The organism is Mesorhizobium sp. P3_A8, assembly GCF_056402995.1.
Genome location: NZ_JBFUGI010000009.1, coordinates 263,894 through 288,787 on the forward strand (window position 1 = coordinate 263,894; position 24,894 = coordinate 288,787).

The following is a 24,894-nucleotide window of genomic DNA, read 5'->3' on the forward strand; positions in this document are numbered from 1 at the left end:
AAGTTCAGGCCGTGCCGAAATCGAGGCGATGGCGGCTCGCTCGCTGCATCGTGACAGCACCACGGTTGCGGAACTGCGTCGCAAGATGCGAATTTGGATGGTACCGGATTTTGCGAGGACGCCATGATGCCCACATGCAGGACTATGCTTTGCACGGCAGCGATGGTGATTGCCGCTACAAGTTTCGCCAACGCTCGGCCTGACACGCGCAAAATGACGTGTGCGCAGACCGAGGCCCTGATTCAGCGCCAACATGCCGCTGTGCTGAGCACCGGACCGAACACCTATGATCGCTATGTCCGCCAGTTCGGCAATGAGTGCGATCGTCCTTACGTGCCGATGGTTGACCATGTTCCGGCCAGTGACGGCCAGTGCATGGTGTACCGGTGCGAAGAGCCGGCACCGATGGTTCCGGATTGATCCAAGGCCAGTGCGGGTTTCTCGGCTCTCACGGAATCTCAGAAACTGGCCGAAGCCATTTACTTGACCTTTTGGATCTCCGGGCCCGGCGTCTGATCGGGCGTTCCTTCGCCGTTTGGCGGAACGGGTTTATCTTCAACGTGTACGGCCAGCATGACTGCCAGACCGGTTATGGCCGCATACATTGGCAATCGGCAGTCTCCTGACCGCTGGAATGAGCGGATGGGACCTCAACGGATGTCCGCATCACCAAGGGTCAGTTCCGGTGCGGTAGCGATGCCGGTGTCACGGTGCCGGCCCTGCCGCTCCCGAGGGCGTAACGAAAGGGGCCGGCGCGACAAACACCAGCCCCTTCTAGACCGATAACAGATGATGGTCGCTAACCTCTAAGAATGAGACCATCCGCTATCGCAAGGCGCCTTGCTTTGAGAGGCGCGTTATCGAAGACTAGCAAGTGCCGCCGGCAGTACCTGTTGCGGAAAGACCCTTGGTGTTCAGCTTCGCGCAAAGGCCAGTAAACTGGCTGCCGACCCATCCGCCGATGGCGATAACCGCAACGATCGATGCTGCGGCAATGATGCCGATCAGGATTGAGTATTCGACCATAGCGGCGCCGTTTTCGTCATCGCGGAACTGCTTCATCATATTACGCATGTAATTACCCCTTTTGTTGACTTCGAACCCCCGGAGTTGCCGGCAATTGATGCCCCCAAAGCCACCCGGTCGATGATTATTAGCCTTTGCTTATATGGTTATGTCAAAGGGATTTAACGGAAAGTTAACCGCGAAGACTTGCCGCGTTGCTGGGTTAGAACGGTAAGGGTATGATTTTGCGACACATATTAGCGACTTAACCATAGAGGCAAGCCGAGGCGACAGGAGGCCAAAAGGCGACCATGGTCTATGGCTATCGATATAACCCGCTATTTCAGCGAGGTGCGGGCGTGCGCGACAGCGACTTGATAGCGCGCCCTGGCAAGGGTTTCACGTCCGTGGGAGGAACCACTGCGCATCTGCTGTGCCAAGCGACGGACGAATGCTTCCAATCAGCGCTTGAGTCCATATGTGAGAGGTCGCTAAACTGCCGCGAATGAAGGCTCAACATTAAGGCAGGGCGATGAAAATACTTCGACCGCGCCCTAAGCCGAAGAAGGCTTACCCGAACAGCGATCGGTTCGAAGAGGACGGAAGGCGCATTTACAGCGCCTATGCTCCGGCGGACACAAAGAAGCCCGTCAATCGGCGCAAACGGCAGCGCCGCCTCATGCTGATAGCTGGGGCATCAATCGCAGCGGTAGTCAGCGCTTTGGTTTACCTGATCGGGGCTGGCTAACCGGCGATCGCCATCCCGATGCCGACGCCAACGGCTTAAGGGCTCGTCTGGTCACGCTGCTGCACAGCCGTTCTAGAGCAGTTCACCGTTTCACGGAAACGATGAACTGCTCTAACTCTTTGTTTTCACACAATTCCGGACGGAAAACCGATCGCACTTTTCCTGGAATTGCTCTAGTTGCCGCAATCCTTTATCGCTTTTGCAAAGGCCTCCAGAGACAGCCCATACTCGCGAAGTGCGGACTCGGCACCAATTCTGGCATCTTCCAGATCGGCCGCCTCATCTCTAGCGCTTGCAGGCATCATCGGCACTGCTTCATGGAAAGCTTCACCCTTGACGACTCTGACAGTGGATCGCAGTTGCAGAGCTGCCGCGCCGGCAGAATCGCTTAGGGCATTGCAACCTGTCACGGACATCTCAGCGGCAGCGGGGTTTGAGATCAGCAGGAAAGCCAGAGCAAGGCGTCTCATCGATAGAGCTGCGCCTCGTTGCGAAAAGCTTTGTCGACAAGGGTGTTGTTGGCGAAACCGCCGTCGACGTCTACGATCTCAAGGCTAATGGGCTTTTCGTTTGCTGAACTGTCCTCATCGTCCTTGCTGTTGTCCTGCTTCTGGATTGGCGTGTTGATGAAAACGCTTGCATACCCGTCAGGCTTGATTTGGACGTGGCCGTTTAGCTTCGCTTGGTTGGCGATGCAGTTGACGATTGCCATGTTGAGCAGCCGGCGGTCAGGATCTAGCGTTGGTGTGTCCCCCTTGAAGCAGGCCGTCTCTCCAGATTCCTTTGTCGGCGCCTTCGACTTGTCCTTGTAGGATCCGTTCGAGAGCTCGTATTTGTAGACGTCATATCGGGAAGCTGGAGCGGTTTTGGTGCCTGTCGGGTTGGTGGCGCTCGGGACGTTGGGATAAGTCCCTCCGTGGTTGATCTGCCAATAGTTCGTCCAAAAGCCTTGAGAACCGATCGCGTCGGACATGCCTTTCGCGTCGACATAGTTGGTTCCTGGCGGCAGGGGCAGCGCTGTGTTGTCAGTGACCGGGTCATACTTGCTGCAGCCGTTTTTCTGACCCTTTCGGACATTCATCGCAGGGCGATAATTGAAGTCCTTATTGTACTTGTTCAGCGAGCCGCTATAGAGATCGAACCGGACATTGAGGCCGGTATTGACTTGGCCAAGCGTGACGCCCGTCTTCGTCGTGAGAGCATCGCGGTTGTAGCAGGTGCCGGAGTTTCCGATGGCGATAGCATCGCGCAGCGAGCTCAGATTGTTGTCGATCAGTCCGAAATTGCCTGGGCCGGGGTTGGAATCGACCTTGAGGACGCGGAACTCACGGGCGTAGGTGTCTCCCGAGGCAAAGGACTGCTGGATCGTCTTGCTGGTCAGCGGGTCAGTCGTCTCGAACGGGTTGCACATGAATAGCGGGACGGTTTCGCATATCGACTGAACGAAACCGGCCACCGCCTGGGGCCGGATGTCCATCGTGTCAGTGCTGCCGATGAGGCTTGCCGGGAAGATGGTTGCGAATGCCCCGGCACCCTTCGCCACGCCGGATGCATTTATCGTCACTTCGGCGAAAGACACCACTTTAGGATCGGTGCTGGCCCAGTTCACGCTGTTGGCATCGACGCCTGCTGCGGTCAATGTCGTCTCGTCACTGGCCGGTATTCCGGTCAAATACGTGACGGTCACGTCTGCTGGAACGAGTGTATGACCGGCCACGTCCGAATACAGGGTCTGGTTGGCAATAAGGGTCGTCACTGCGCGGTTGGCCCGCGTGATCGAATCCGATCTGCCATCCAGTTCCGCGGCAGCGGCCAGAGCGATGGCGTCGATACCCTTCTGGAGCTGTTGTTGAAGCCCTGTAGCGCGGCTCATGTCGAAGGCCAGCAAAGAAAAGCCTATGAGAACCGGCAGCATAATTGCAACCAGCAGCATCGCGATACCGCGCTGATCATTCCAGAATTCGCGCAAGATCCTACGCATAGCATATTCCCCAAGCCATGCCGCAAATAGTTCCCCGTTAAACGATAATAAGCTCCCTTTGCCATCCCTGCAAGGCGCCGTTCAGCTCAGTGTTATTGCACGTCACTGCGGTATAACCCGATATATATTTTTCACCCTGTCCCGGTAATTGATCTCTGATCGATCGGAATTTTTCGACAGTACGTGGAACGAGTGCAAAAACGCTGCCTGGAGGCCACAGCGAGCCACCTGGAGACGCATGGGCCGCATACGGTCTGAACAGCGCCCAAGGGTGAACGCGCGCTGGCGGCGTCTTATTTCCTTGGGCGAAATTGTAGGGCCGTCGCCTCGGTCTCTGCCTCCAGCGGCTCATAGAGCGTCTTCCCGACGAAGAGAGAAACGGTTGACAGCTTTCGAACTTAAGCGCCGAGTCCCCCCGCGAATTAATCGTACTACTGCTCAAAGGGAGGACCGCACATGGAACACCTTAATCGCAGATCAGCCCTTAAATTTGGTCTCGCAGCGACTGCCGCGACACCCGCTTTTGTATTGGCAGCGCCGGCGGGGGCGGCAGCTCCCACCTATAGCGCCACAGATGGCATGGATATGGGGCATGGGCGACGGATGGTGGAGGTCGGGGAGCAGGAATCGCAGATCAGTGCTTACAAGAGCATCAAGATAATCGATGTGATCTATCAACCTGGAGCTTCCGATCCAGACGACCAGCCTATGATGGACATGGACATGGTCTGTCACATCATTGCCGGTGAGTTCAAAATAGAGAAGAAAGGTATTCCAGCATATACCGTCAAGGACGGCGGCATCTACAGCTGCGGCAAGGGAAAGTCGGACAAAGCCACCAACATCAGCAACGTGGTTGGCATCCATCGAATTGCACTCTTGATCCCAGCTTAAGGTCTGCAACAGGGCATTCGCCACGGTGGCGACTTTGTTGCCGAGCCGTCCGCGTGGCAGTGGCACGCGGCCAAACGGCGGGCGTTATGGTTGGCCCGCTGCTTCGGTGGCTGGCTTTTCTTTGCTGGCGTTCATGGACGTTCGCGGGCGTTTATTCGCCCCATATTCGATGTGTCAATCAACAAACCAGCCAAGTGCTTGAAAAGTCTGGTACGCCCAAGGGGAATCGAACCCCTGTTACCGCCGTGAAAGGGCGGTGTCCTAACCGCTAGACGATGGGCGCGCTCAGACGAAGCGGCTTATACTCACGTTGAGCATAACCGGCAACCCGTCAGTTGACGCCTTGGACAACTTTTTTGCGGGCTATGGAAACACGGGTGTTTCGTCACGGCTGCACGGCTGATCATTAGCGGCGATATCCATCGCTTCGTCATTCTAGGGCGGAGCAAGGAGCGAAGCGACGCGGCGCAGACCCTGGAATCCATGCCGCGACTTTTGAACGCCGCAGCGGTGCAGAATTCTGTTCCGCTGCGCGCGTCGGCCAGGGGCGCGGCATGGATCCTCGGGTCTTCGCGACGGAGCTTCGCTCCTGCTACGCCCGTGGATGACGAAGTCGGGGATGCTTCGGCTAAACTCAGCAGGCGGGAGCGATATCAGCGAACGGTTCCTGGCTGCTAAAAGGGCTCATGCGCGTGCACGCCGTTAGCCGTCGCCACCACCATCACCACCGCCGCTGCGCCGGCGGCAGCGCCAGTTCCAGTCGCGCTCGGGGCCGACGTCGACGTGGACCGATTCGGTGTGGCAGTAGGTGCCGACGCCGCCGCGGCCGGGCATGGTCCTGATGTAGCTCGCCAGCTCCCATTTGGAGACGCCGGGCACCTGAATGTCGGCGGCGGCGCAGTACATGTGCAGCGAATTCTTGGCGCCGTTGGCGCGGCGGTTGCGGGCCGGGTCGCGATAGCCCGAGGTGACCACCATCTTGCGGCCGTAGTGGCCTTCGATCGTCTTCAGCACGCGCACCAGCGACGGCTTCAGGCAGGCGACGTCGACGGTCTCGTTCTGCTTCAGCAGCCCGTTGGGCGCGAGCCGAGCCATGCCGGCGGCGGACGCAACCTGATAGCTGCCGCCGATTGGACCCTCGTCCTCATTGAGGTCGACGTCGCTTTCGTCGTCGAGGCCGGATTTGCGCTTGATCTCAAACAGCGCCGTCTGGCGCACGCCGGGCAGAGCATCGCCGCCCGTGATGTGGCCGGCTTCGTCACCGGTCGAGGCCAATTGTATCGGCTTTGCCGTGGAGTCGGCCGAGGCCAGCGTGATGATCGGCTTTGCCGCCGCTGCCGGCTTGGCTTGCGCGGCCGGCTGTTCGCCCGACCTGGTGTTGACCAGGGGCGCGGGCGTTGCCGAAGCGGGCGTGGCGCCAAACATCGAGGCCAAGAAGCCTTTTTTCTTCGGCGCCTCGGCTTGCGGCGCCTCGCCTGATGTCACATAGACCGGATTGTTCATCACCGGTGCCGCGGCCGGCTTCGGCGTCGTCACGGTGGCATCGGCGGCGGCGATCTTCTGGGCGACCGGGTCGGTCTGCTGCGCCGTCTGGACCGGCTGCTGCAAGGCCTGCGGCGTTTGTCCCACTATCGTCTCAGCCCCGGCTGGCGTTGTCAGCGGAAAGGCGGCCTGGGGTTTGGCCATCGGCACGTAGGCGACTTTTTCGGGCAGCGCCGTATCGCTTGCCGTCATCACGGTCGTCTGCTCGGTCGCCGTCTGCGACGACGAATCGGCGGTCATGACCGGCTTGCCGGTGGCGGCCGCATTGATGTTCGAGGCAGAGGCATTGTAGCCGGGCATGCCGACCGACATTGTCGGGTCGCCGGCCGAGGTGCAGGAGGCCAGGAGCACGGAGCAGAGCGCTGCCACGATGGCGCGGCGTTCTCCCTTTGCGAGGCTCCATCCTGCTGATTTCAAAGTCAAATTCCCCCTCGATGTCCGGTCGGTATGTCCTTGACGCAGAACCAAGATGTGCGTCGAGGTGACCGTTGTCTCCGATCCGGAAACGAGACCTGTGTCAAATCCGCAAGCCTGAAAGTATTTTTGCAGTGATTGCCGAATTACGGCTGCTTGATGGTTGACGACACCATTTCGCCCGCTTTTACCGGGCCGTCAACTCACCACACATTACAATCCGTTACACACGCACCTTCACATAGCTGCCGGGAGCATCCCCCAAGGTTTTCATATGCTTGCCGGGTTTGCGGGCAGGCACGCGGGTGTTGTCCTTGGCCTCGATCCAGCTTTGCCAGTGCGGCCACCACGAGCCCGGATGGTCGGTTGCGCTGGCTATCCACTGGTTGAAATCGCCTGTTGGCGTGCCGCCGGTCCAGTATTGGTATTTGTTGGATGCGGGCGGATTGACGACGCCGGCGATGTGGCCGGATCCGGCCATCACATAGTCGACCTTGCCGCCGAAATATTTCGAACCGAGGAAGACGGACAGCGCCGGCGCGATGTGATCTTCCTTCGAGGCGAGGTTGTAGACCGGGATGGTGATGTCGCCCAGCGAGACTGTGTGGCCGGCGAGTTCCATCGTGCCCTGCGAGAGCGTGTTATCGAGATAGCAGTTGCGCAGGTAGAAAGAGTGGTTGGCGGCAGCCATGCGGGTCGAATCGGCGTTCCAGTAGAGCAGGTCGAAGGGCAGGGGATCCTTGCCGCGCATGTAGTTGTTGATGACATACGGCCAGATCAAGTCGCCGGAGCGCAACATGTTGAAGGCTGTCGCCATCTTGGTGCCGTCGAGATAGCCCTTCTCGTTCATCGACTTTTCCACCGCCGCGACCTGGTCCTCGTCGACGAACACTTTCAGGTCGCCGGCATAGGTGAAGTCGACTTGCGTGGTGAAGAAGGTCGCCGACTTGATGCGGTCGTCGCCCTCCTGCGCCATCAGCGCCAGTGCCGCCGCCAAAAGCGTGCCGCCGACGCAATAACCGATCGCGTTGACGTCGCGTTCACCGGTGGCCCTCTCGATCGTGTCGAGGCCGTATTGCAGGCCCTCGCGGATATAGGCCTCCCAACCCTTGGCGCCGTGGCGTTCATCCGGATTGATCCAGGAGATGACGAAGACGGTGTGGCCTTGCTCAATCGCCCAGCGGATGAAGGATTTCTGCGGGTTGAGGTCGAGTATGTAGAACTTGTTGATCCAGGGCGGGCAGATAAGCAGCGGCCGCTTCAGCACGGTCTCGGTGGAGGGATCATACTGGATGATCTCGGCGACATCGCTGCGGCCGACCACCTTGCCGGGCGTGGTGGCGATGTTCCTGCCGATCTCGAAGGGCGAATAGTCGGCCTGGCGCATTTTCAGGTCGCCCTTGCCGGCGGCGATGTCCTCGGCCAGCATCTTCATGCCGCGCACCAGGTTCTCGCCGTTCGACGCGACGGTTTCGCGGAACAGTTCCGGATTGGTCAAGATGAAATTCGACGGCGAGATGGCGTTGGACACCTGCTTGACGTAGAAGCTCGCCTTGTGCCGGGTGTGCTCGTCCAGACCTTCGGCGTGATCGACCAGTTCGGACGCCCAGCGCGAGGTGACGAGATAGGCCTGCTTGAGGAAATCGAAGAAGGCATTGCGGCCCCATTCCGGATCCTGGAAGCGCTTGTCGCCGCGCTCCGGCTTGACCGCGACATCCTGACCTTCGGCGTTGGGACTGACGCGCTGGATGGCGTTCGCCCACACGGTCATATAGCCGGCGAACAGCCGCGTCTGCGCTTCCAGCGCGCGCTGCGGGTCGGCAAGCCAGTATTCGCTGAGCTTGGAGAAGGTCTTGACCATGTCGACGACCGGCTCGGCGACGTGGTCGCGCACTTCGCCGCGTTCGCGCGGTTCGGCCCAGGCGGACGCCGCCTTGCCGGCCTGCTCGACCATGCGCGCCATATTCAACGCGAAACGTTCCGGGTCCTTAACCAGATATTGCTCGACGGTCGAAGGCTCGTCATCTTCCGTTTTGCCCGAATCGGGTGTTTTGGACATGGTTCGCGGGGTTCCTCCCGAAGCGTTTTCTTGACATATTAACATGGGACATCCGACAGGGTCCAATCTCGCTCTACCTCGGCTGCCAAGGAAACAATATGACGATTAATATTGGCGAGACTGTTTTTTTTGGCGCCGCACGGTTTTCCCGCATCGGCGCGGCGATTGTTCTGCTGGGGATTGCCGGGTGTTCGAGCAGCAATACCAGCGGGCCGACGCCTATCGCCGTGGACGCGGGGCCGAAGGATACCGGCTCGTTTCCGAACCTTAACATAAAACCGCAAGTGGCCGCGCCGCAGTTCACCGCGGCCGAGAGCAAGGCCAAGCTCGCCGAACTCCAGGCCGAAAAGAACGCGCAGGGCGCCAAACGCGGTGGTGGCGCTGCCAGCAATCAGGCGGCGCTGACGGATCTGGCCAAGAAGCATGGCCCGCAGACGCTGAAGCAGATCGAAGGCAAATGCGACCCCGCCCTCGACCCTACCTGCAAATGAGTATATAGCGCGCGCCCAACACTCCTTTTGCTGTCTGGAACTGCCATGGAAGAGTTTCACAAGGTCCGCCGGCTTCCGCCTTACGTGTTCGAGCAGGTCAACCGGCTCAAGGCCAGCGCCCGTTCGCGCGGCGCCGACATCATCGACCTCGGCATGGGCAATCCGGACCTGCCGACGCCCAAGGCCATCGTCGACAAATTGTGCGAAGTGGTGCGCGATCCGCGCACGCATCGCTATTCCTCCTCGCGCGGCATTCCGGGCCTGCGCCGCGCGCAGGCCGCTTACTACGCCCGCCGCTTCGGCGTGAAGCTCAACCCCGACACGCAAGTGGTGGCCACGCTTGGCTCGAAGGAAGGCTTCGCCAACATGGCGCAGGCGATCACCGCGCCGGGCGACGTGATCCTTTGCCCGAACCCGACCTATCCGATCCATGCTTTCGGCTTCATCATGTCGGGCGGCGTCATCCGTTCGCTGCAGGTCGAGCCTGATGATGGTTTCATCCCGGCGCTGGAACGCGGTGTTCGTCACTCGATCCCGAAGCCGCTGGCGCTGATCCTCAACTATCCGTCGAACCCGACGGCTCTGGTCGCTTCGCTCGATTTCTACAAGGACGTGGTGGCGTTCGCGAAGAAGAACGACATCATCATCCTGTCGGACCTTGCCTATTCCGAAATCTATTTCGACGGCAATCCGCCACCTTCGGTGCTGCAGGTGCCAGGCGCCATCGATGTCTGCGTCGAGTTCACCTCGATGTCGAAGACCTTCTCCATGCCCGGCTGGCGCATGGGTTTCGCGGTCGGCAATGAGCGGCTGATCTCGGCGCTGACCCGGGTGAAATCCTATCTCGACTACGGCGCCTTCACACCGATCCAGGTGGCGGCGGCGCATGCGCTGAATGGCGACGGCGCCGATATCGCCGAGGTGCGCGACATCTACCACAAGCGCCGCGACGTGATGGTCGATGCCTTCGGCCGCGCCGGCTGGACCATTCCGGCCCCTGCGGCCTCGATGTTCGCCTGGGCGCCGATCCCCGAGCCGTTCAAGCATCTCGGCTCGCTCGAATTCTCCAAGCTGCTCATAGAGCATGCCGACGTGGCGGTGGCGCCCGGTGTCGGCTTCGGCGAACATGGCGATGATTTCGTGCGCGTGGCGCTGGTGGAGAATGAGCACCGGATCCGCCAGGCGGCGCGCAACATCAAGCGCTTCCTGTCGACCAGCGCCAAGCAGCCCAACAATGTGGTGCCGCTGTCCGCCCACCGGTAAGCAAAAATTCGATCTGATTTGAGGGACGTCGCCTTCCATGGCTGAAGCATTGCGTGTTGGAATTGCCGGTCTTGGCACGGTCGGTGCGTCGGTGGCGCGCGTGCTGCGCGACAAGGCGGCTGAGCTGACCCGGCAATGCGGGCGCGACATTGTCGTGTCAGCGGTTTCGGCGCGCGACCCGAAGCGCGACCGTGGCGTCGATGTCAGTTCGGCAAAATGGTTCGACGACCCGGTCAAGATGGCGCAGAGCGCCGATATCGACGTGTTCATCGAACTGATCGGTGGCGACGAAGGGCCGGCGCGGTTATCGGTGAAGGCGGCACTCGAAGCTGGCCGCCATGTCGTCACCGCCAACAAGGCGCTGCTCGCCAAGCATGGCGTGGCGCTGGCCGAGATCGCCGAGAAGAAGGGCGTGCTGCTCAACTACGAGGCGGCGGTGGCGGGCGGCATTCCCGTCATCAAGACGATGCGCGAGGCGATGGCCGGCAACTCGGTCACCCGCGTGTTCGGCATTCTCAACGGCACCTGCAACTACATCCTGACCCGCATGGAAGCCGAGGGCATCTCCTTCGATGCCTGCCTGAAGGACGCGCAGCGGCTGGGCTATGCCGAGGCCGATCCGACCTTCGACATCGAGGGCCACGACACGGCGCACAAGCTGTCGATCCTGACCAGCCTTGCCTTCGGCACCAAGATCGCCGCCAACGATATCTACATGGAAGGCATTTCCAACATCACCCAGGCCGACATCCGTGCGGCCGGCGATCTCGGCTACAGGATCAAGCTGCTGGGCGTTGCCCAGCGCACCGAAAGCGGCATCGAGCAGCGCGTGCATCCGACCATGGTGCCGACGGCCTCCGTCATCGCGCAGGTGCATGGCGTCACCAATGCGGTGGCGATCGAGACCGACATTCTCGGCGAACTGCTGCTCTCCGGTCCCGGCGCCGGTGGCAACGCCACCGCCTCGGCCGTCATTGGCGATGTCGCCGATATCGCCAAGAGCCGGCCCGGCTTCCAGCATGGTCCGGTCTTCGGCCGACCGGCGAAGGAGCTCAGGCCCTACAAGAAGGCGCAGATGCGCAGCCATGCCGGCGGCTATTTCATCCGGCTGACCGTGCATGATCGCATCGGCGTCTTTGCCGCAATCGCCAAGCGCATGGCCGACAACGATATTTCGCTGGAATCGATCGTCCAGCACGCGGTCAGTGGTGAGGCCGCCGTGCAGAAGACGGTGATCCTCGTCACGCACGAAACCACCGAGGCCGCCGTGCGCAAGGCCGTCGACGGCATCACCAAGGACGGTCACCTGACCGACAAGCCGCAGGTCATCCGCATCGAGCGGGCAGGGTAGCTCCGTCCCGAAGGAAGAATCCCCGCCGGCCTAGCGGTCGATCCGATTGGCGACGAGCCGCGAATAGACCGGAACGAAATCGTTGCGGCACCGTTCTCTTGGTCAGTAACCAAGGGAGCCACTTCATGGCCGATAGCAACAAGTCCGACACCCCTCACATCGACGATATCCAGAAAACGCTGGAAAAACAGATCGCTGAACTGCGCAAGGAGATCACCAAGATCAACAAGAGCATTTCGGCACGGGGCGCGGAAATGCTTGATGACGCCAGCGAACAGGCGTCGGATCTCTACGAGACGGCGTCGGCGCGTGCATCGCGGACGGCACAGCAGCTGCGCAGCCAGGCCCAGGCGGTTTCGGACGTCGCGCGCGACAATCCGGGCACGACGACCGCCGTGGTCGGCGTCATCGGCCTGCTCGGCTTTCTGGCCGGAATTGCCGTCGGCCAGTCGTTGAACAACGACACATCGCGCCGCTGGTATTGAGCGTGTCGGCCTTGAGCCGGCGTTGCCGGCTCCCGTTTCAAGAAATCATTTTTAGGAGGGCATCGTGGCTTCATCCATGCTGATCGGCATTCTGATCACATTTCTCGTCATCATTCTCGTTCTCTATCTGGTGCAGCGCCTGCCGCTCGACGCCAAGATGCGGCAGATCGTGCAGGTTATCGTCATCATCATCGGCATCATTTCGCTGCTCAAATACCTTGCGGTTTTCTAGGTCGCGAGACCCACAATTTGGTCATCTACAAGGCGGTCCGGTCGTTTGCGACCGGGCCGCAATCTTGTTGGGAATGCGCTTCAATCGATTGATATTGCTGACTTTTCGATAAAACATTCGGCAGGTCTTGCCGTTGTCATGCTCGTTTGACAAAACAGGCGCGCCTCCGGCGGGAGGCGACGTGCGAACGAGGATTTCCCGAAAATGAATGTGGCCCAGAACATTGTCGCCGGTCTTGACCGGATACTCACCATGGAACTGGTGCGCGTCACCGAACGGGCAGCTGTGGCAGCGGCCAGGCTGCGCGGCCGCGGTGATGAGAAGGCGGCCGACCAGGTCGCTGTCGACGCCATGCGTCAGGAACTCAACCGTCTTGCCATCAAGGGCACGGTGGTGATCGGCGAAGGCGAGCGCGATGAGGCGCCGATGCTCTATATCGGCGAGGAGGTCGGCACTGGCAAAGGACCCGCCGTCGATATCGCGCTCGATCCGCTCGAAGGCACGACGATCTGCGCCAAGAACCTGCCCAACGCGCTGGCCGTCATCGCCATCGCCGAGAAGGGCAGCCTGCTGTTCGCACCCGACGTCTATATGGACAAGATCGCCATTGGTCCGGGCTATGCCGAAGGCGTCATCGACATCGATGCCTCGCCAGCCGAGAACATCGCCAGCCTGGCGCGGGCCAAGGGCGTCGCGGTGACTGATATCACCACCTGCATCCTCGACCGGCCGCGTCACGCCAAGCTGATCGAGGCGGTGCGCGCCACGGGCGCCGCGATCCGGCTGATCGGCGACGGCGACGTCGCGGGCGTTATCCACACCACCGACCCGGACGAAACCGGCATCGATCTCTATCTCGGCACCGGCGGCGCGCCGGAAGGTGTGCTTGCCGCGGCTGCACTGCGTTGCACCGGCGGCCAGATTCAGGGCCGGCTGATCCTTGATACGCCGGAAAAGGTCGCACGCGCGGCGAAGATGGGCATTTCCAATCCGAAGCGGATCTATCATGCGGAAGACATGGCGCGCGGTGACGTGCTGTTCGCCGCCACCGGCGTCACCGACGGCAACATGCTGGCCGGCGTCAAGTTCGGCCGCACCTATATCACCACGCACACGATCGTGCTGCGCTCCTCGTCACGGACCGTGCGCGAGATCAAGGCCCGGCACCAGGATCGGGATAAGTTCTAGATCAGCTTGCGAAGCCGGGCCGCAGTTGCTAGCCCTTGGCTGCATCTAAACCCTGGCCGTGCAAGGATTGACGATGAATGCGTTCGACTGGCACGCGGATCCGATTTCGCGTGCGACGCCCATCACGAAATCCTACCGCAACACCCAGAATGTGAGCCGCTTTCTCACCCGCGAATGCGGCGATACGTTCAGGTTCGACCGGTCTTTCATGGCTTGGCTCAAGGACGGCCGGGAAAAGACGATGGGGGATGCAGCCGACGAATGGATCCGGCGCCAGGCTGAAAAGCGGAAAGCGTAGTTCTTCTTGAATTTTCCCGCGATGCCCCCCGCCGCGATGCACAGTTTTGGGCGACATGCATTATCCTGCGGCCAACCATGAATTGGCAAAGCGCATGATGGGCGATAAGCGCCTCTTCCTCGATGTCAGGCAGTCGGCGACCGGTCTCTCCTGGGAGCATCGGCTGACCGAACGGCAGGACATGGTTGCGCTTGCCATCGCGCAGGGCCACGGCGTGCCCGACATCGTCGCGCGCGTTCTTGCTGGACGCGGCGTTACCGCCGACGAGACCGAGCGGTTCCTGGACCCGACGATCCGCGACCTGTTGCCGAATCCGGCCTCGCTGACCGACATGGACAAGGCCGCCACCCGCATCGCCGCGGCGGTGATGGCGCGGGAAAAGGTGGCGATCTTCGGCGACTACGATGTCGACGGCGCCGCCTCGTCGGCCTTGCTGAAGCGGTTTCTGACGCATTTCTCCATACCGTCGGAAATCTATATCCCGGACCGCATCTTCGAGGGCTACGGTCCCAATCCCGATGCCATGCGCGAACTCGTCTCGCGTGGCGCGTCGCTGATCGTCACTGTCGATTGTGGCACCAACAGCGCCGTTTCCGTCGATGCGGCCAACGAAGCCGGCGCCGATGTCGTGGTGCTCGACCACCATCAGGTGGGCGGCGCCTTGCCGGCGGCGATTGCCGTCGTCAATCCAAACCGTGACGACGATCTTTCCGGGCAGGGGCATCTGTGTGCCGCCGGTGTCGTCTTCCTCACCCTGGTGCAGACCGCAAAAATCCTGCGTGGCCTGAGTGATGTCGCGCCGCCCGACCTGCTTTCGCTGCTTGATCTCGCCGCACTTGCTACCGTTTGCGACGTGGTGCCGCTCACCGGCGTCAACCGCGCCTTCGTCGTCAAGGGCCTGCAAATGGCGCGCCAGCAGAAGAACGAAGGGCTTGCTGCGTTGGCTCGTGTTTCGCGCATCGGCGAGCCGATCAGCACCTTCCATCTCGCCTATCTGATCGGGCCGCGCATCAATGCCGGCGGGCGCATCGGCGATGCCGCCCTTGGCAGCCGGCTGCTTGCGACGGACGATCCGGTCGAGGCGCGGACCATCGCCGAGACGCTCGACCGGCTGAACCAGGAACGGCAGCAGATGGAGCAGGAGATGCTGGCCGCGGCGCGTGCCGAGGCCGATGCCGAGCTTGCCGGTGGCAACGGACCGGCGATCATCGTCACCGCCAGCAACAACTGGCATCCCGGCATTGTCGGCCTGCTCGCCTCGAGGCTGAAGGATCATGCGCGCCGGCCGGCTTTCGCCATCGCCTTCAATGCCGTGGGCATCGGTACCGGGTCGGGCCGTTCGGTGTCGGGTTTCGATCTCGGCCGATTGGTGCGCGAAGCCGCCGATGCCGGGCTGATCGTCAAGGGCGGCGGCCATGGCATGGCGGCCGGCATCACGGTTGAGCGCGCCAAGCTCGGCGAACTCAGGGCGTTTTTCGAGGAGCGGGCGGCCGCCGACGTGTTTCGGCTGCAGGACGAGGAGAGCCTGGCGATCGACGGCGCGCTTGCCGCCGAAGGCGCGACGCTTGGCCTGCTCGATGCGCTGGAAAAAGCCGGCCCCTTCGGCGCCGGCCACGTCGCGCCGGTCTTCGTGCTGCCGCGTCACCGGCTGGCCGACGCCCGGCCGGTCGGCACCAACCATATCCGCTGCGAATTGCAGTCGGACAGCGGCGGCCGCATCCAGGCGATCGCCTTTCGCGCCGTCGACACCGCACTTGGCGAATTCCTGTTCAAGAACCGGGGCAAGACCGTGCATGTCGCCGGCTCGCTGTCGGGCAATTACTGGAACGGCAACCGCACGGTGCAGTTCCGCATTGTCGATGCGGCGCGGGCGTAGAGAGTGGCTGGCTAAGCCAAAACGGTCTGCAGCCGGCTCAGTTCGCCGATCTGCGCCATCGTCGCCTGGTAGCCGAGCTGGATCGCCTCGTCGGCGCGATGGAATTCGGTGAGGCCGATATGGCTGAGCTTGGGCTGCAGCGACATGTCGGGCGGATCGCCGGCCAACCTGGCGCGCGAGATGCGGTCCTGGATGATGTTGAAGGCTTCGATCATGACACCGGTGATGCCGAGGCGTGTCTGATGCGACTGGTGCCCGGCGTCGACCTGGCCGGGGCGCGGCGCATCCTTTTCGACCATCAGTTCGCCGGCGCTGTGTTTTATCACGGCGGCGCGGCCGAACAGGTCGTAGTGAAGGTTGACCGCCACGACGAGCGGCTGTTCGTAGGCGCGGCAGACCGACACCGGAACCGGATTGACCAGCGCGCCGTCGACCAGCACGCGGCCGTTGCAATTCACCGGCTCGAACACGCCAGGCAGCGCGTAGGATGCGCGCATGGCCGTGATCAGCGAACCGCTCGACAGCCAGATCTCGTGACCGGTACGGATTTCCGATGCGACGCAGACGAACGGCTTGGGCAGGTCCTCGAAACGGATGCCCGCCACATGCTCGCGCAGACGCGCATCGAGCTTCATGCCGCCGAACAGGCCACTGCCGCGTAGATTGAGATCGAGCAGGCCGAAGATGCGCCGCTTGGTCAGGCTGCGGGCGAATTCTTCGAGCTCATCCAGTTTGCCGGCGAGATGACAACCGCCGACCAGCGCGCCGATGGAGGTGCCGGCGATCATCGAAACTTCAATGCCGGCTTCATCGAGCGCGCGCAGCACGCCGATATGGGCCCAGCCTCTCGCGCAGCCGCCACCCAGGGCCAGCGAAATGCCTGTTTTCTTTGCCGGTTTTTGCTCGGACGCGCCGCCCGACGAAGCGGGGCCGTTGGCCTCCCTTACATCCGGTCTGTTACGCAATGACGCCCACTCGAGCATCACGATCTCCCTTGTCCCAAGGCTAATATACGGACGGGCCGTATCGAAAAGATGAATCTGTGTGGTTGGTGTGAGACAGAAGGTTCAAGACGATGGTTTCCGATACGTGGTTTCCGCATCGAACAGCGGCTTGCTGCCATCGTCGGCAAGCGTCGCCTTGCCGTCAACCAGCCCCACCGTCCGATAGAAGCATGAACGCCGGCCTGTGTGACAGGTTGCGTCGTGGCCCAACACTTTTACGCGAAGCCACAATGCGTCCTGGTCGCAGTCGGTGCGCATCTCGATGACGTGCTGGAAATTACCCGAGGTTTCGCCCTTTTTCCAAAGTGCATTGCGCGAGCGCGACCAGTAGTGCGCGATGCCGGTTTCCAGCGTCAACGCCAGGGCCTGCGCATTCATATGCCCGACCATCAACAGCATGCCGTCTTCTGCATCGGTGACGACGACGGTGACAAGACCGGTGGCGTCGAAGCGCGGTGAGAACACCGCGCCTTCTTCCACGGCCTTCTTGTCTGACGAAGCTTTGGGAAATTCCAGTGCCGACATCGCGGTCTATTTTCCTGTTGACCGTGATGCCGGCAGGGGGCTTACGCCCTGCCGCCGCGCACCATGGTGACAAAACGAACCTGCTCTTCGGGCGTATCCTTGAAGACGCCGGTGAAGGTTGAGGTCAACGTGGTGGAGCCCTGCTTGCGGATGCCGCGCATGGCCATGCACATGTGCTCGGCCTCGATCATGACGGCGACGCCGCGCGGGTTGAGCACATCCTGGATGACGCCGGCGATCTGCGCGGTCAGCGCTTCCTGCGTCTGCAGGCGGTGGGCGAAGATATCGACGACGCGCGCGATCTTGGACAGCCCGACGACCTTGCCGTCAGGCAGATAGCCGACATGCGCCTTGCCGATGATCGGCACCATGTGGTGCTCGCAATGCGAATGGAACTGGATGTCCTTGACGATGACGAGATCGTCATAGCCGGCAACCTCCTCGAAGGTGCGGCCGAGTTCCTCGGCCGGGCACATGTCGTAGCCACCGAACATTTCGCGGTAGGCCTTGGCCACGCGCTTGGGCGTGTCGATCAGCCCCTCGCGGTCCGGATTGTCGCCGGTCCAGCGCAGCAACGTGTGCACGGCGGCTTCGACTTCGGCTTCGCTCGGACGGTCGGTGACCGGCTTTTCCATATAGGCGGACTGGGGCATGAGTTTCTTGATGACGGCATCCATAAAAGGCGTCTCCCGTAGTTCCTCTCCAAGGAGGAACGAGTTGAACGGACCACGACCTTTCGGTGTCGGAAACTCGCCCCGTTTCCAGCCCCGTAAGCGGCGTGAACTTCCCGGCTAGGACAGCGGCGCTCATCGCCTTGTCGTTACCGGACTGCCAGCATTATATAAGATCGTAGCGAGCGAAAGGAAGACGCAGCAGCGGCAATCGCTGTTCGCTTGGCGGCGACGGATTGGAAAAATATGATCAACGACGTCTACAATGCGAAAATTCTCGGTTTTGCCGGAAACATCGCCCGCATCGGCCGGCTCGATCATCCCGACGCGACCGCCAAGGCGCATTCCAAGCTGTGCGGTTCGACCGTTACCGTCGACCTCAAGATGGAAGACGGCGTGGTCACCGACTTCGCCCATGATGTGAAGGCCTGTGCGCTTGGCCAGGCATCGTCCTCGATCATGGCGCAGCATGTCGTCGGCGCGAGCGCCGAGGAATTGCGCGCCGTGCGCGACACCATGCTGAAGATGCTGAAGGAAAATGGCGCACCGCCGGAAGGCCGCTTTGCCGATCTCAGGTATCTCGAGCCGGTGCGCGACTACAAGGCGCGCCATGCCTCGACCATGCTGACCTTCGACGCCGTGGTTGACGCCATCGGCCAGATCGAGAAGAAGCGCGCCGAAGAAGCAGCCTGACGTTGCCATTTCACGTTCTCCCGATGCGTGGCCGCTCGCGACACCGTTCTTTCCGCGGTTTGGTGTTCGTCTGGAGTCTTGCCGGCGCGCTCTTGTCGAGCGGCAGCACGAGCCGGGCTGACGTGGCACTCATGCGCGATATCGGCGACTATCTCATGAAGGCCGTCCAGGTCTGCTGGAACATGCCTGCAAACACCCACAGCATTGCACGCGTTCAGATCAGCCTGAACAAGGACGGATCGCTCGCCGGCCCGCCAAAGATCCTCGGTCCTGTGACGCCGCCTCCGGACAAGGTTGCCGAGACCGCCGTTCGAGCGATCACGCGCTGCGCGCCGTTTCCCGGGCTGATACCCTACGCGGCCCACTATGATCTGTGGCGCGATGTCGTCCTCACATTCAACCCGGCAGAAGCCCCGCCGGCTGGGCCTTCGAAGGTGGATGTGAACGACATCGACAGATTTCTCGAAAAATACAAGAAGGCAAAGTAGCTGGAGCCAGGCTCGGGAACCGGTTCAAGCCGTTGCTTCCAGTATCCGTCTGCTTTCGGCAAATTCGCTTCTTAGCCAGTCAGCTAAAGCCGCGGCCGGTTCCGAAAGATCGCGCAAATTCCTCGCCACCAGCCAGTAGGCGCCGGACGCAACGTCGATGTCGAACGGCTTTATCAGCGCGCCGGATTCGACTTCCCCACCGATTTGCAGGAGATCGCCGAGTGCCACGCCATGTCCGAGCAAGGCGGCCTGTTTCGACAGCGAGGCGTCGGCGAGCATCGGGCCGCGGGCAGGCACGGCATCCGCCGGCACGCCGGCCGCTTCGAACCAGCGTGCCCATCCCTGGCGATTTTCCTCGTGCAAAAGTGTGTAGCGGGCAAGGTCGATCGGCTTCTCAAGGGGAGGGCCCGAGGCGAGCAGTGCTGGCGACAGAACCGGTGAATCGACGGTCGAGGCAAGCCGCTCCGCCTGACTGCGAGGCCAGGAGATGGCATGGGCGCTGAAGCGCAGGGCTAGCTCAGGCTGATCGCTGCGGAATTCGATCAGCCTAGGGTCGACTTCGAGCGAGACGTCGATGTCGGGCCGCAATTGGCGAAACCGGTTGAGCCGGGGCACCAGCCAGACGGAGGCAAGCGACGGCTCGACGCTGACCCGGACCACGGACTGCGCGGGGACAGCGACCAGTTCCGAAAGCAGCCTGTCGATGTCATCGAAACTCCTGACCAATTGGGCGAGCAGCCGGCGGCCCGCATCCGTCAGTTCGACGCGGCGGTGGTGACGTTCGAACAAGGGCTGGCGCAGGAAGGTTTCGAGCTCGCGGATCTGCCGGCTGATCGCCGCCTGCGAGACGAAAAGCTCCTCGGCGGCCCGGCTGAAGCTCAGATGCCTGCCGGCTGCCTCAAAACTCCTCAATGCCGTCAACGGCAGGCGTCCGCGTTTCATTTAGCATAATCCAGGGTTATCCGAAGTCGAAATTATACTCGTTTGAAGGCCAAGGCCAGCGGCGGTCTAATCGCGTCAAAGGAGACGCGACCATGATCCAGTTCCTGAACATTTTCGGCGATGTCATGCGGATCGCAACGTTCCAATGGCGTGACGAAAAGCACCATGCAAAGTGCTGTGAGGAGCCGGCCAGCCCCGGCCGCTGGGCGCCCCCTGTAGACAGGCCGCCGTTTCGCCGCTCCCGCCCATGGCAACACGGCGGATAGGGGGCGAGGGATTGCGTTCTGCCGACGAAGCTCACATCTATCGCGAGGAAGAACGCGACACGGAGACCGCGGTGCACGACCCGCATGGGCATGCCCACACTGCCAGACCGCCGGGGCGTGGCCGCAACTGGCCCGGCCCGTGGCGCAAGACGCCCGGCCGTCTCCTCGGCACGTCGTTCGTGCGCCTGTACCAGCTGACTTTGTCCGGCTTTGTCGGCAATTCCTGCCGGCATCTGCCGACCTGTTCGGAATACGCGCATGAGGCGATCGCCCGCCATGGCTTGTGGGCCGGCGGCTGGATGGGATTTTTCCGGGTGCTGCGCTGCGGGCCCTTCGGCACGCATGGCATCGACCTGGTGCCGGAAGCGCTTGCCGATCGCTACGTATGGTTCATGCCGTGGCGGTACTGGCGGATCGGCCGCAAGCACGCCGAAACGAAGGCATGATTGTGCCGGTCACGCCTCACGCGGCAGCGCTTGTTTACGATCCGGTAGGGTTAACACAAGCCTGCACAAAGACTGCGCATTTGAGACAAAATCGAGACAAGAGACCTCGCTAAGCCCGCTCGCGAACACCCCTTCTGGAGCGAGCATCATGCGTAACATCGACCGTCTTCCCTTTATCCTGGCTGGAATCCTGTTCCTGCTCGCCTGGCTGCTGGGGTTCCCGATGCGCGCGCAGTCGGCGCCGCTTGGGGATGTGCAGTGCACGTTGATCGCCGATGCGGCGAGCGGCAAGACGCTCTATCAGGACGGCACCTGCGACCAGCGGTTCAGCCCGGCCTCGACGTTCAAGGTGCCGCTCTCGCTGATCGGCTATGATGCCGGCATCCTGAGCGACGAGCACACGCCGAGCTGGGACTACAAACCCGAATTCAATGCGGTGAAGCGGGATCAGAAGACCGTCGATCCGGTGATCTGGGAGCGGGATTCGATTATCTGGTTCTCCCGCGAGATTACGCGACGGCTCGGTGGTGAAAAGTTTGCCGGCTACGTCTCGAAACTCGACTACGGCAACAACGACGTTTCCGGCAATCCCGGCAAGGACGACGGGCTGACCCATTCCTGGGTGAATTCCTCGCTCAAGATCACGCCGGTCGAGCAGGTCGATTTCCTGCGCAAACTGCTTGCGCGCAAGCTGCCGGTCTCGGCCAAGGCCTACGACATGACGTCAGCCATCATCCCGACATTCAAAGCCGGAGGCTGGACGGTGCAAGGCAAGACCGGCAGCACCAGGTTGGCCAACGATGCCGACAAGATCAGGGACAAGCGTTCGCTCGGCTGGTTCGTCGGCTGGGCGAAGAAGGACGGTCAGCAGATCGTCTTTGCGCGTCTCATCGTCGACACGAAGCGCACCGACGTGCCCAAGGGCTGGAGCACACGCTCCGGATTTCTGAAGGACCTGCCGCTGCTGATGAAATAATTCGGTCAGACGCTTCGGCGGGCACGGATGATGTGGCCGCCGGAATTGCTCGTGATTGCCTTCGGTGCTCCGGAAAAGCGGGCGGCAATATCGCCGCTCTCGATATCTTCGATCTCGTCGAACCCGAGATCGGTCAGGGATTCCGCCAGCTCTGTCGGAACAAAGAAGCTGATCCATGGCTCCCCGACAGAAGCGACGCGCGCGGCATGGAAGGCCAGCGCGGCCTGCCCCGCCGCATCGCGGTTCTCAGCCGGTTCGCTATAGTCGAACACGACCTCCGAGCCAGGGATGCCGGCAATCCAGGACAGCGTTTTAAAGATCGCTTCTTTCGTCAGGTAGGGCACGACCCCCAACCACATGAAGAAGCTGGGCTCGGCCTGATGCAAACCGGCCGCGGTCAGTTCCGCGGACAGGCTTTGCCGCTCGAAATCGACTGGCACGAATGTGGTGGCGGGTGGCTCGGCAAGCCCGCTATCGGCAATGCATTTGCGTTTCCAGGCTTGCGTCGCCGGGTGGTCGACTTCGAACACGCTGAGATCCGGATACGGATTGCGCAGCGAAAACGTATCGAGGCCGGCGCCAAGCACGACGAGCTGCCGGATGCCGCGCCGGACCGCCGCCGCCAGCCAGTCCTCGGCAAAGCGGGCGCGCGCGGTGACGAACAGGCGCATGCGCCGGCGGCGCTCGTCTTCCTGCTCGAGCTCTTGTGCCGTGGGTGCCGCTTCACCCAGAATCGCGATCGCGTAGGGATCGCGAAACAGCCCCGCCTGCGGTGAAAACTGATGCAGGGCTCTCATGCGTGCGACGCCAAGGGCGGTTCGGCTGGGTGTTGCGTGTTCCATGCTGGTGATTCCAGTTTATGTCGTGCATTTTCGCAAGTCTCTGCGACTGGTCTGCGACATGTGTGGTGACATTTCCTGACGGCCAGGCCAATCAGCGCTCTTTACCTGACGCAACGCTGCCTCTAAAACCTCGCCCGCTACCGGACGCCTCCGGCTTTTCCCACGACCACCCGCGCTCGTTTGCGGGACTGGATAGGAGATACAAATGCTGAATTCCGTTTCCCTGACATTTCCCGATGGCTCCGTCCGCGACTACGACGCGGCGATGACCGGTTCTGGCCTTGCCGAATCGATCTCGAAGTCGCTGGCCAAGAAGGCCGTCGCCTACGCCATCGACGGCACCGTGCGCGACCTGTCTGACCCGCTCGGCAAATCCGGCAAGGTCGAGATCATCACCCGCGACGATGCGCGCGCTCTTGAGCTTATCCGTCACGACACCGCGCACGTGCTGGCGGAAGCCGTGCAGGAGATATGGCCGGGAACGCAGGTGACCATCGGACCGGTGATCGAGAACGGATTCTATTACGACTTCGCTCGCAACGAGCCGTTCACCCCGGATGATTTTCCGGTGATCGAGAAGAAGATGCGCGAGATCATTGCGCGCAACAAGCCGTTCACCAAGGAAGTCTGGTCGCGCGACAGGGCGAAAAAGGTCTTTGCCGACAAGGGCGAGCGCTACAAGCTCGAGCTGATCGACGCCATTCCCGAGGATCAGGATCTCAAGATCTATGCGCAGGGCGACTGGTTCGACCTCTGCCGTGGCCCGCACATGGCCTCAACCGGCCAGATCGGCAATGCCTTCAAGCTGATGAAGGTGGCCGGCGCCTATTGGCGTGGCGATTCCAACAACCCGATGCTGACGCGCATCTACGGTACGGCCTGGGCCGACCAGGCGCAGCTCGATGCCTATCAGACGATGCTGGAGGAGGCCGAGAAGCGCGACCACCGCAAGGTCGGCCGCGAGATGGACCTGTTCCATTTCCAGGAAGAGGGGCCGGGCGTCGTGTTCTGGCATGCCAAGGGCTGGAAGATGTTCCAGAACCTGGTCAACTACATGCGCCGCCGCCTCGACGAGCAGGGCTACCAGGAGGTCAACGCGCCGCAGGTTCTGGACAAGAGCCTGTGGGAAACGTCAGGCCACTGGGGCTGGTATCGCGACGCCATGTTCAAGGTGACGGTCGCCGGCGACGACACCGACGACGACCGTGTCTTTGCGCTCAAGCCGATGAACTGCCCGGGCCACGTGCAGATTTTCAAGCATGGGTTGAAGTCTTATCGCGATCTGCCCGTAAAACTTGCAGAATTCGGCAATGTGCATCGCTATGAACCATCAGGCGCGCTGCACGGGCTGATGCGCGTGCGCGGCTTCACGCAGGACGATGCGCACATCTTCTGCACCGAGGAGCAGCTCGCAGCGGAATGCCTGCGCATCAACGATTTGATCCTGTCGACCTATGCCGATTTCGGTTTTGAGGAGGTCAGCGTCAAGCTGTCGACACGGCCGGACAAGCGGGTCGGCACCGATGAGGCGTGGGATCATGCCGAGGCGATCATGGGCAATGTTCTGGAGACGATCAGAACGCGGTCGGGCAACCGGATCAAGACCTCGATCAATCCCGGCGAGGGCGCCTTCTATGGGCCGAAGTTCGAGTACGTGCTGAAGGACGCCATCGGCCGCGAATGGCAGTGCGGCACGACGCAGGTCGACTTCAACCTGCCGGAACGCTTTGGCGCCTTCTACATCGGCTCGGATTCGGAGAAGAAGCAGCCCGTCATGGTCCACCGCGCCATCTGCGGTTCGATGGAGCGTTTCCTCGGCATCCTGATCGAGAACTATTCCGGCCATTTCCCACTGTGGTTCGCGCCGCTGCAGGTGGTGGTGGCGACGATCACTTCCGAGGCGGACGGCTATGCGACCGAAGTGGTGGCAAAGCTGAAGGCTGCCGGGCTTCTGGCGGAAGCCGATCTGCGCAACGAGAAGATCAACTACAAGGTCCGTGAGCACTCGCTGGCCAAGGTGCCGGTCATCCTCGTCTGCGGCAAACGCGAGGCGGAGGAACAGACGGTCAACATGCGCCGGCTCGGCTCGCGCGACCAGGAATCGCTTGGTCTTGCCGAGGCGATCGAACGGCTGACCGAGGAAGCGGTGACGCCGGACCGCAGGCGCAAACGCGCTGCCTGATTGAACAGCACTTTGGTGATGGCGGTGGAGCG

25 protein-coding genes and 1 tRNA gene are annotated in these 24,894 nt (G+C 61.6%); 15 read left to right on the forward strand and 11 right to left on the reverse strand.

The genetic code is table 11. From position 1 onward, the window contains the following. The first annotated feature begins 162 nt into the window (after positions 1-162). On the forward strand, positions 163-420 hold the full coding sequence (locus AC1DX4_RS22265; RefSeq protein ID WP_477222324.1) for a hypothetical protein: 258 nt from the start codon (positions 163-165) through the stop codon (positions 418-420). Between the two features lie 447 nt (positions 421-867). Here the strand turns inward: AC1DX4_RS22265 and AC1DX4_RS22270 are convergent, their stop codons facing one another. From AC1DX4_RS22270 to AC1DX4_RS22280, 3 genes are all read right to left on the reverse strand, one after another. Beyond that, positions 868-1,074, reverse strand: coding sequence for a Flp family type IVb pilin (locus tag AC1DX4_RS22270; protein ID WP_477222325.1), 207 nt, complete (start codon positions 1,072-1,074; stop codon positions 868-870). Positions 1,075-1,926: 852 nt separating this feature from the next. Continuing rightward, positions 1,927-2,223, reverse strand: coding sequence for a hypothetical protein (locus AC1DX4_RS22275; RefSeq protein WP_477222326.1), 297 nt, complete (start codon positions 2,221-2,223; stop codon positions 1,927-1,929). Then, positions 2,220-3,734: a TadE/TadG family type IV pilus assembly protein gene (locus AC1DX4_RS22280; RefSeq protein WP_477222327.1), complete on the reverse strand. Its 1,515-nt coding sequence runs from the start codon at positions 3,732-3,734 to the stop codon at positions 2,220-2,222. The genes AC1DX4_RS22275 and AC1DX4_RS22280 overlap by 4 nt, the downstream gene beginning before the upstream one ends. 456 nt (positions 3,735-4,190) lie before the next feature. On the opposite strand from AC1DX4_RS22280, the gene AC1DX4_RS22285 reads away from it, so the two are divergent. After that, the gene (locus AC1DX4_RS22285) at positions 4,191-4,628 is read left to right on the forward strand and encodes a hypothetical protein (protein WP_477222328.1); all 438 of its coding nucleotides are present in this window, start codon (positions 4,191-4,193) and stop codon (positions 4,626-4,628) included. A 208-nt stretch (positions 4,629-4,836) separates the two neighbouring features. Here AC1DX4_RS22285 and AC1DX4_RS22290 read toward each other — a convergent pair. The 3 genes from AC1DX4_RS22290 to phaC form a co-directional block, all read right to left on the reverse strand. Next, a tRNA-Glu gene (locus tag AC1DX4_RS22290) sits at positions 4,837-4,911 on the reverse strand. 419 nt (positions 4,912-5,330) lie between these two features. Then, positions 5,331-6,593, reverse strand: coding sequence for a YcbK family protein (locus tag AC1DX4_RS22295; RefSeq protein WP_477222329.1), 1,263 nt, complete (start codon positions 6,591-6,593; stop codon positions 5,331-5,333). A 214-nt stretch (positions 6,594-6,807) separates the two neighbouring features. Further along, on the reverse strand, positions 6,808-8,643 hold the full coding sequence (gene phaC, locus AC1DX4_RS22300; RefSeq protein WP_477222330.1) for a class I poly(R)-hydroxyalkanoic acid synthase: 1,836 nt from the start codon (positions 8,641-8,643) through the stop codon (positions 6,808-6,810). A gap of 98 nt (positions 8,644-8,741) precedes the next feature. On the opposite strand from phaC, the gene AC1DX4_RS22305 reads away from it, so the two are divergent. From AC1DX4_RS22305 to recJ, 8 genes are all read left to right on the forward strand, one after another. Further along, positions 8,742-9,134, forward strand: a complete 393-nt coding sequence (locus AC1DX4_RS22305; RefSeq protein ID WP_477222331.1) for a hypothetical protein — start codon at positions 8,742-8,744, stop codon at positions 9,132-9,134. A gap of 45 nt (positions 9,135-9,179) precedes the next feature. Next, positions 9,180-10,397: an LL-diaminopimelate aminotransferase gene (locus AC1DX4_RS22310; RefSeq protein ID WP_477222332.1), complete on the forward strand. Its 1,218-nt coding sequence runs from the start codon at positions 9,180-9,182 to the stop codon at positions 10,395-10,397. A 37-nt stretch (positions 10,398-10,434) separates the two neighbouring features. Beyond that, the gene (locus AC1DX4_RS22315) at positions 10,435-11,748 is read left to right on the forward strand and encodes a homoserine dehydrogenase (RefSeq protein WP_477222333.1); all 1,314 of its coding nucleotides are present in this window, start codon (positions 10,435-10,437) and stop codon (positions 11,746-11,748) included. A 125-nt stretch (positions 11,749-11,873) separates the two neighbouring features. Next, positions 11,874-12,233, forward strand: a complete 360-nt coding sequence (locus tag AC1DX4_RS22320; protein ID WP_477222334.1) for an ElaB/YgaM/YqjD family protein — start codon at positions 11,874-11,876, stop codon at positions 12,231-12,233. A 64-nt stretch (positions 12,234-12,297) separates the two neighbouring features. Next, positions 12,298-12,465 carry a Thivi_2564 family membrane protein gene (locus AC1DX4_RS22325; protein ID WP_172228433.1) on the forward strand — a complete coding sequence of 56 codons (168 nt, stop codon included), beginning with the start codon at positions 12,298-12,300 and terminating at the stop codon, positions 12,463-12,465. A 204-nt stretch (positions 12,466-12,669) separates the two neighbouring features. Further along, entirely contained in the window at positions 12,670-13,653 is a 984-nt protein-coding gene (gene glpX / locus AC1DX4_RS22330; protein ID WP_477222335.1) for a class II fructose-bisphosphatase, read from the forward strand. A gap of 73 nt (positions 13,654-13,726) precedes the next feature. Beyond that, a complete protein-coding gene (locus AC1DX4_RS22335; protein WP_477222336.1) occupies positions 13,727-13,951 on the forward strand; it encodes a DUF6434 domain-containing protein in 225 nt (74 codons plus the stop codon). A gap of 94 nt (positions 13,952-14,045) precedes the next feature. Then, positions 14,046-15,827 carry a single-stranded-DNA-specific exonuclease RecJ gene (recJ, locus tag AC1DX4_RS22340; RefSeq protein ID WP_477222337.1) on the forward strand — a complete coding sequence of 594 codons (1,782 nt, stop codon included), beginning with the start codon at positions 14,046-14,048 and terminating at the stop codon, positions 15,825-15,827. Between the two features lie 11 nt (positions 15,828-15,838). Here recJ and AC1DX4_RS22345 read toward each other — a convergent pair whose 3' ends face one another. From AC1DX4_RS22345 to folE, 3 genes are all read right to left on the reverse strand, one after another. Further along, positions 15,839-16,810 (reverse strand): patatin family protein, encoded by a 972-nt coding sequence (locus AC1DX4_RS22345; RefSeq protein ID WP_477222338.1) that lies wholly within the window; start codon positions 16,808-16,810, stop codon positions 15,839-15,841. 84 nt (positions 16,811-16,894) lie between these two features. Next, positions 16,895-17,356 carry a phosphoribosyl-AMP cyclohydrolase gene (gene hisI, locus AC1DX4_RS22350; protein ID WP_477222339.1) on the reverse strand — a complete coding sequence of 154 codons (462 nt, stop codon included), beginning with the start codon at positions 17,354-17,356 and terminating at the stop codon, positions 16,895-16,897. A gap of 41 nt (positions 17,357-17,397) precedes the next feature. After that, the gene (folE, locus tag AC1DX4_RS22355; protein ID WP_477222340.1) at positions 17,398-18,033 is read right to left on the reverse strand and encodes a GTP cyclohydrolase I FolE; all 636 of its coding nucleotides are present in this window, start codon (positions 18,031-18,033) and stop codon (positions 17,398-17,400) included. Positions 18,034-18,273: 240 nt separating this feature from the next. Here folE and AC1DX4_RS22360 point away from each other — a divergent pair, with 240 nt between their 5' ends. Further along, positions 18,274-18,720: an iron-sulfur cluster assembly scaffold protein gene (locus AC1DX4_RS22360; protein WP_477222341.1), complete on the forward strand. Its 447-nt coding sequence runs from the start codon at positions 18,274-18,276 to the stop codon at positions 18,718-18,720. A 122-nt stretch (positions 18,721-18,842) separates the two neighbouring features. Then, positions 18,843-19,208: a cell envelope integrity TolA family protein gene (locus tag AC1DX4_RS22365; protein ID WP_477222342.1), complete on the forward strand. Its 366-nt coding sequence runs from the start codon at positions 18,843-18,845 to the stop codon at positions 19,206-19,208. 24 nt (positions 19,209-19,232) lie between these two features. Here the strand turns inward: AC1DX4_RS22365 and AC1DX4_RS22370 are convergent, their stop codons facing one another. Beyond that, entirely contained in the window at positions 19,233-20,150 is a 918-nt protein-coding gene (locus tag AC1DX4_RS22370) for a LysR substrate-binding domain-containing protein (protein WP_477222343.1), read from the reverse strand. A 337-nt stretch (positions 20,151-20,487) separates the two neighbouring features. Between AC1DX4_RS22370 and yidD the strand changes: the two genes are divergently transcribed. Next, positions 20,488-20,862, forward strand: coding sequence for a membrane protein insertion efficiency factor YidD (gene yidD / locus AC1DX4_RS22375; RefSeq protein ID WP_477222392.1), 375 nt, complete (start codon positions 20,488-20,490; stop codon positions 20,860-20,862). A 148-nt stretch (positions 20,863-21,010) separates the two neighbouring features. Continuing rightward, the gene (blaOXA, locus tag AC1DX4_RS22380; protein WP_477222344.1) at positions 21,011-21,838 is read left to right on the forward strand and encodes a class D beta-lactamase; all 828 of its coding nucleotides are present in this window, start codon (positions 21,011-21,013) and stop codon (positions 21,836-21,838) included. A gap of 5 nt (positions 21,839-21,843) precedes the next feature. Here the strand turns inward: blaOXA and AC1DX4_RS22385 are convergent, their stop codons facing one another. Beyond that, on the reverse strand, positions 21,844-22,680 hold the full coding sequence (locus AC1DX4_RS22385; protein WP_477222345.1) for an SAM-dependent methyltransferase: 837 nt from the start codon (positions 22,678-22,680) through the stop codon (positions 21,844-21,846). A gap of 205 nt (positions 22,681-22,885) precedes the next feature. On the opposite strand from AC1DX4_RS22385, the gene thrS reads away from it, so the two are divergent. Next, a complete protein-coding gene (thrS, locus tag AC1DX4_RS22390) occupies positions 22,886-24,862 on the forward strand; it encodes a threonine--tRNA ligase (protein ID WP_477222346.1) in 1,977 nt (658 codons plus the stop codon). Positions 24,863-24,894: the final 32 nt, after the last annotated feature.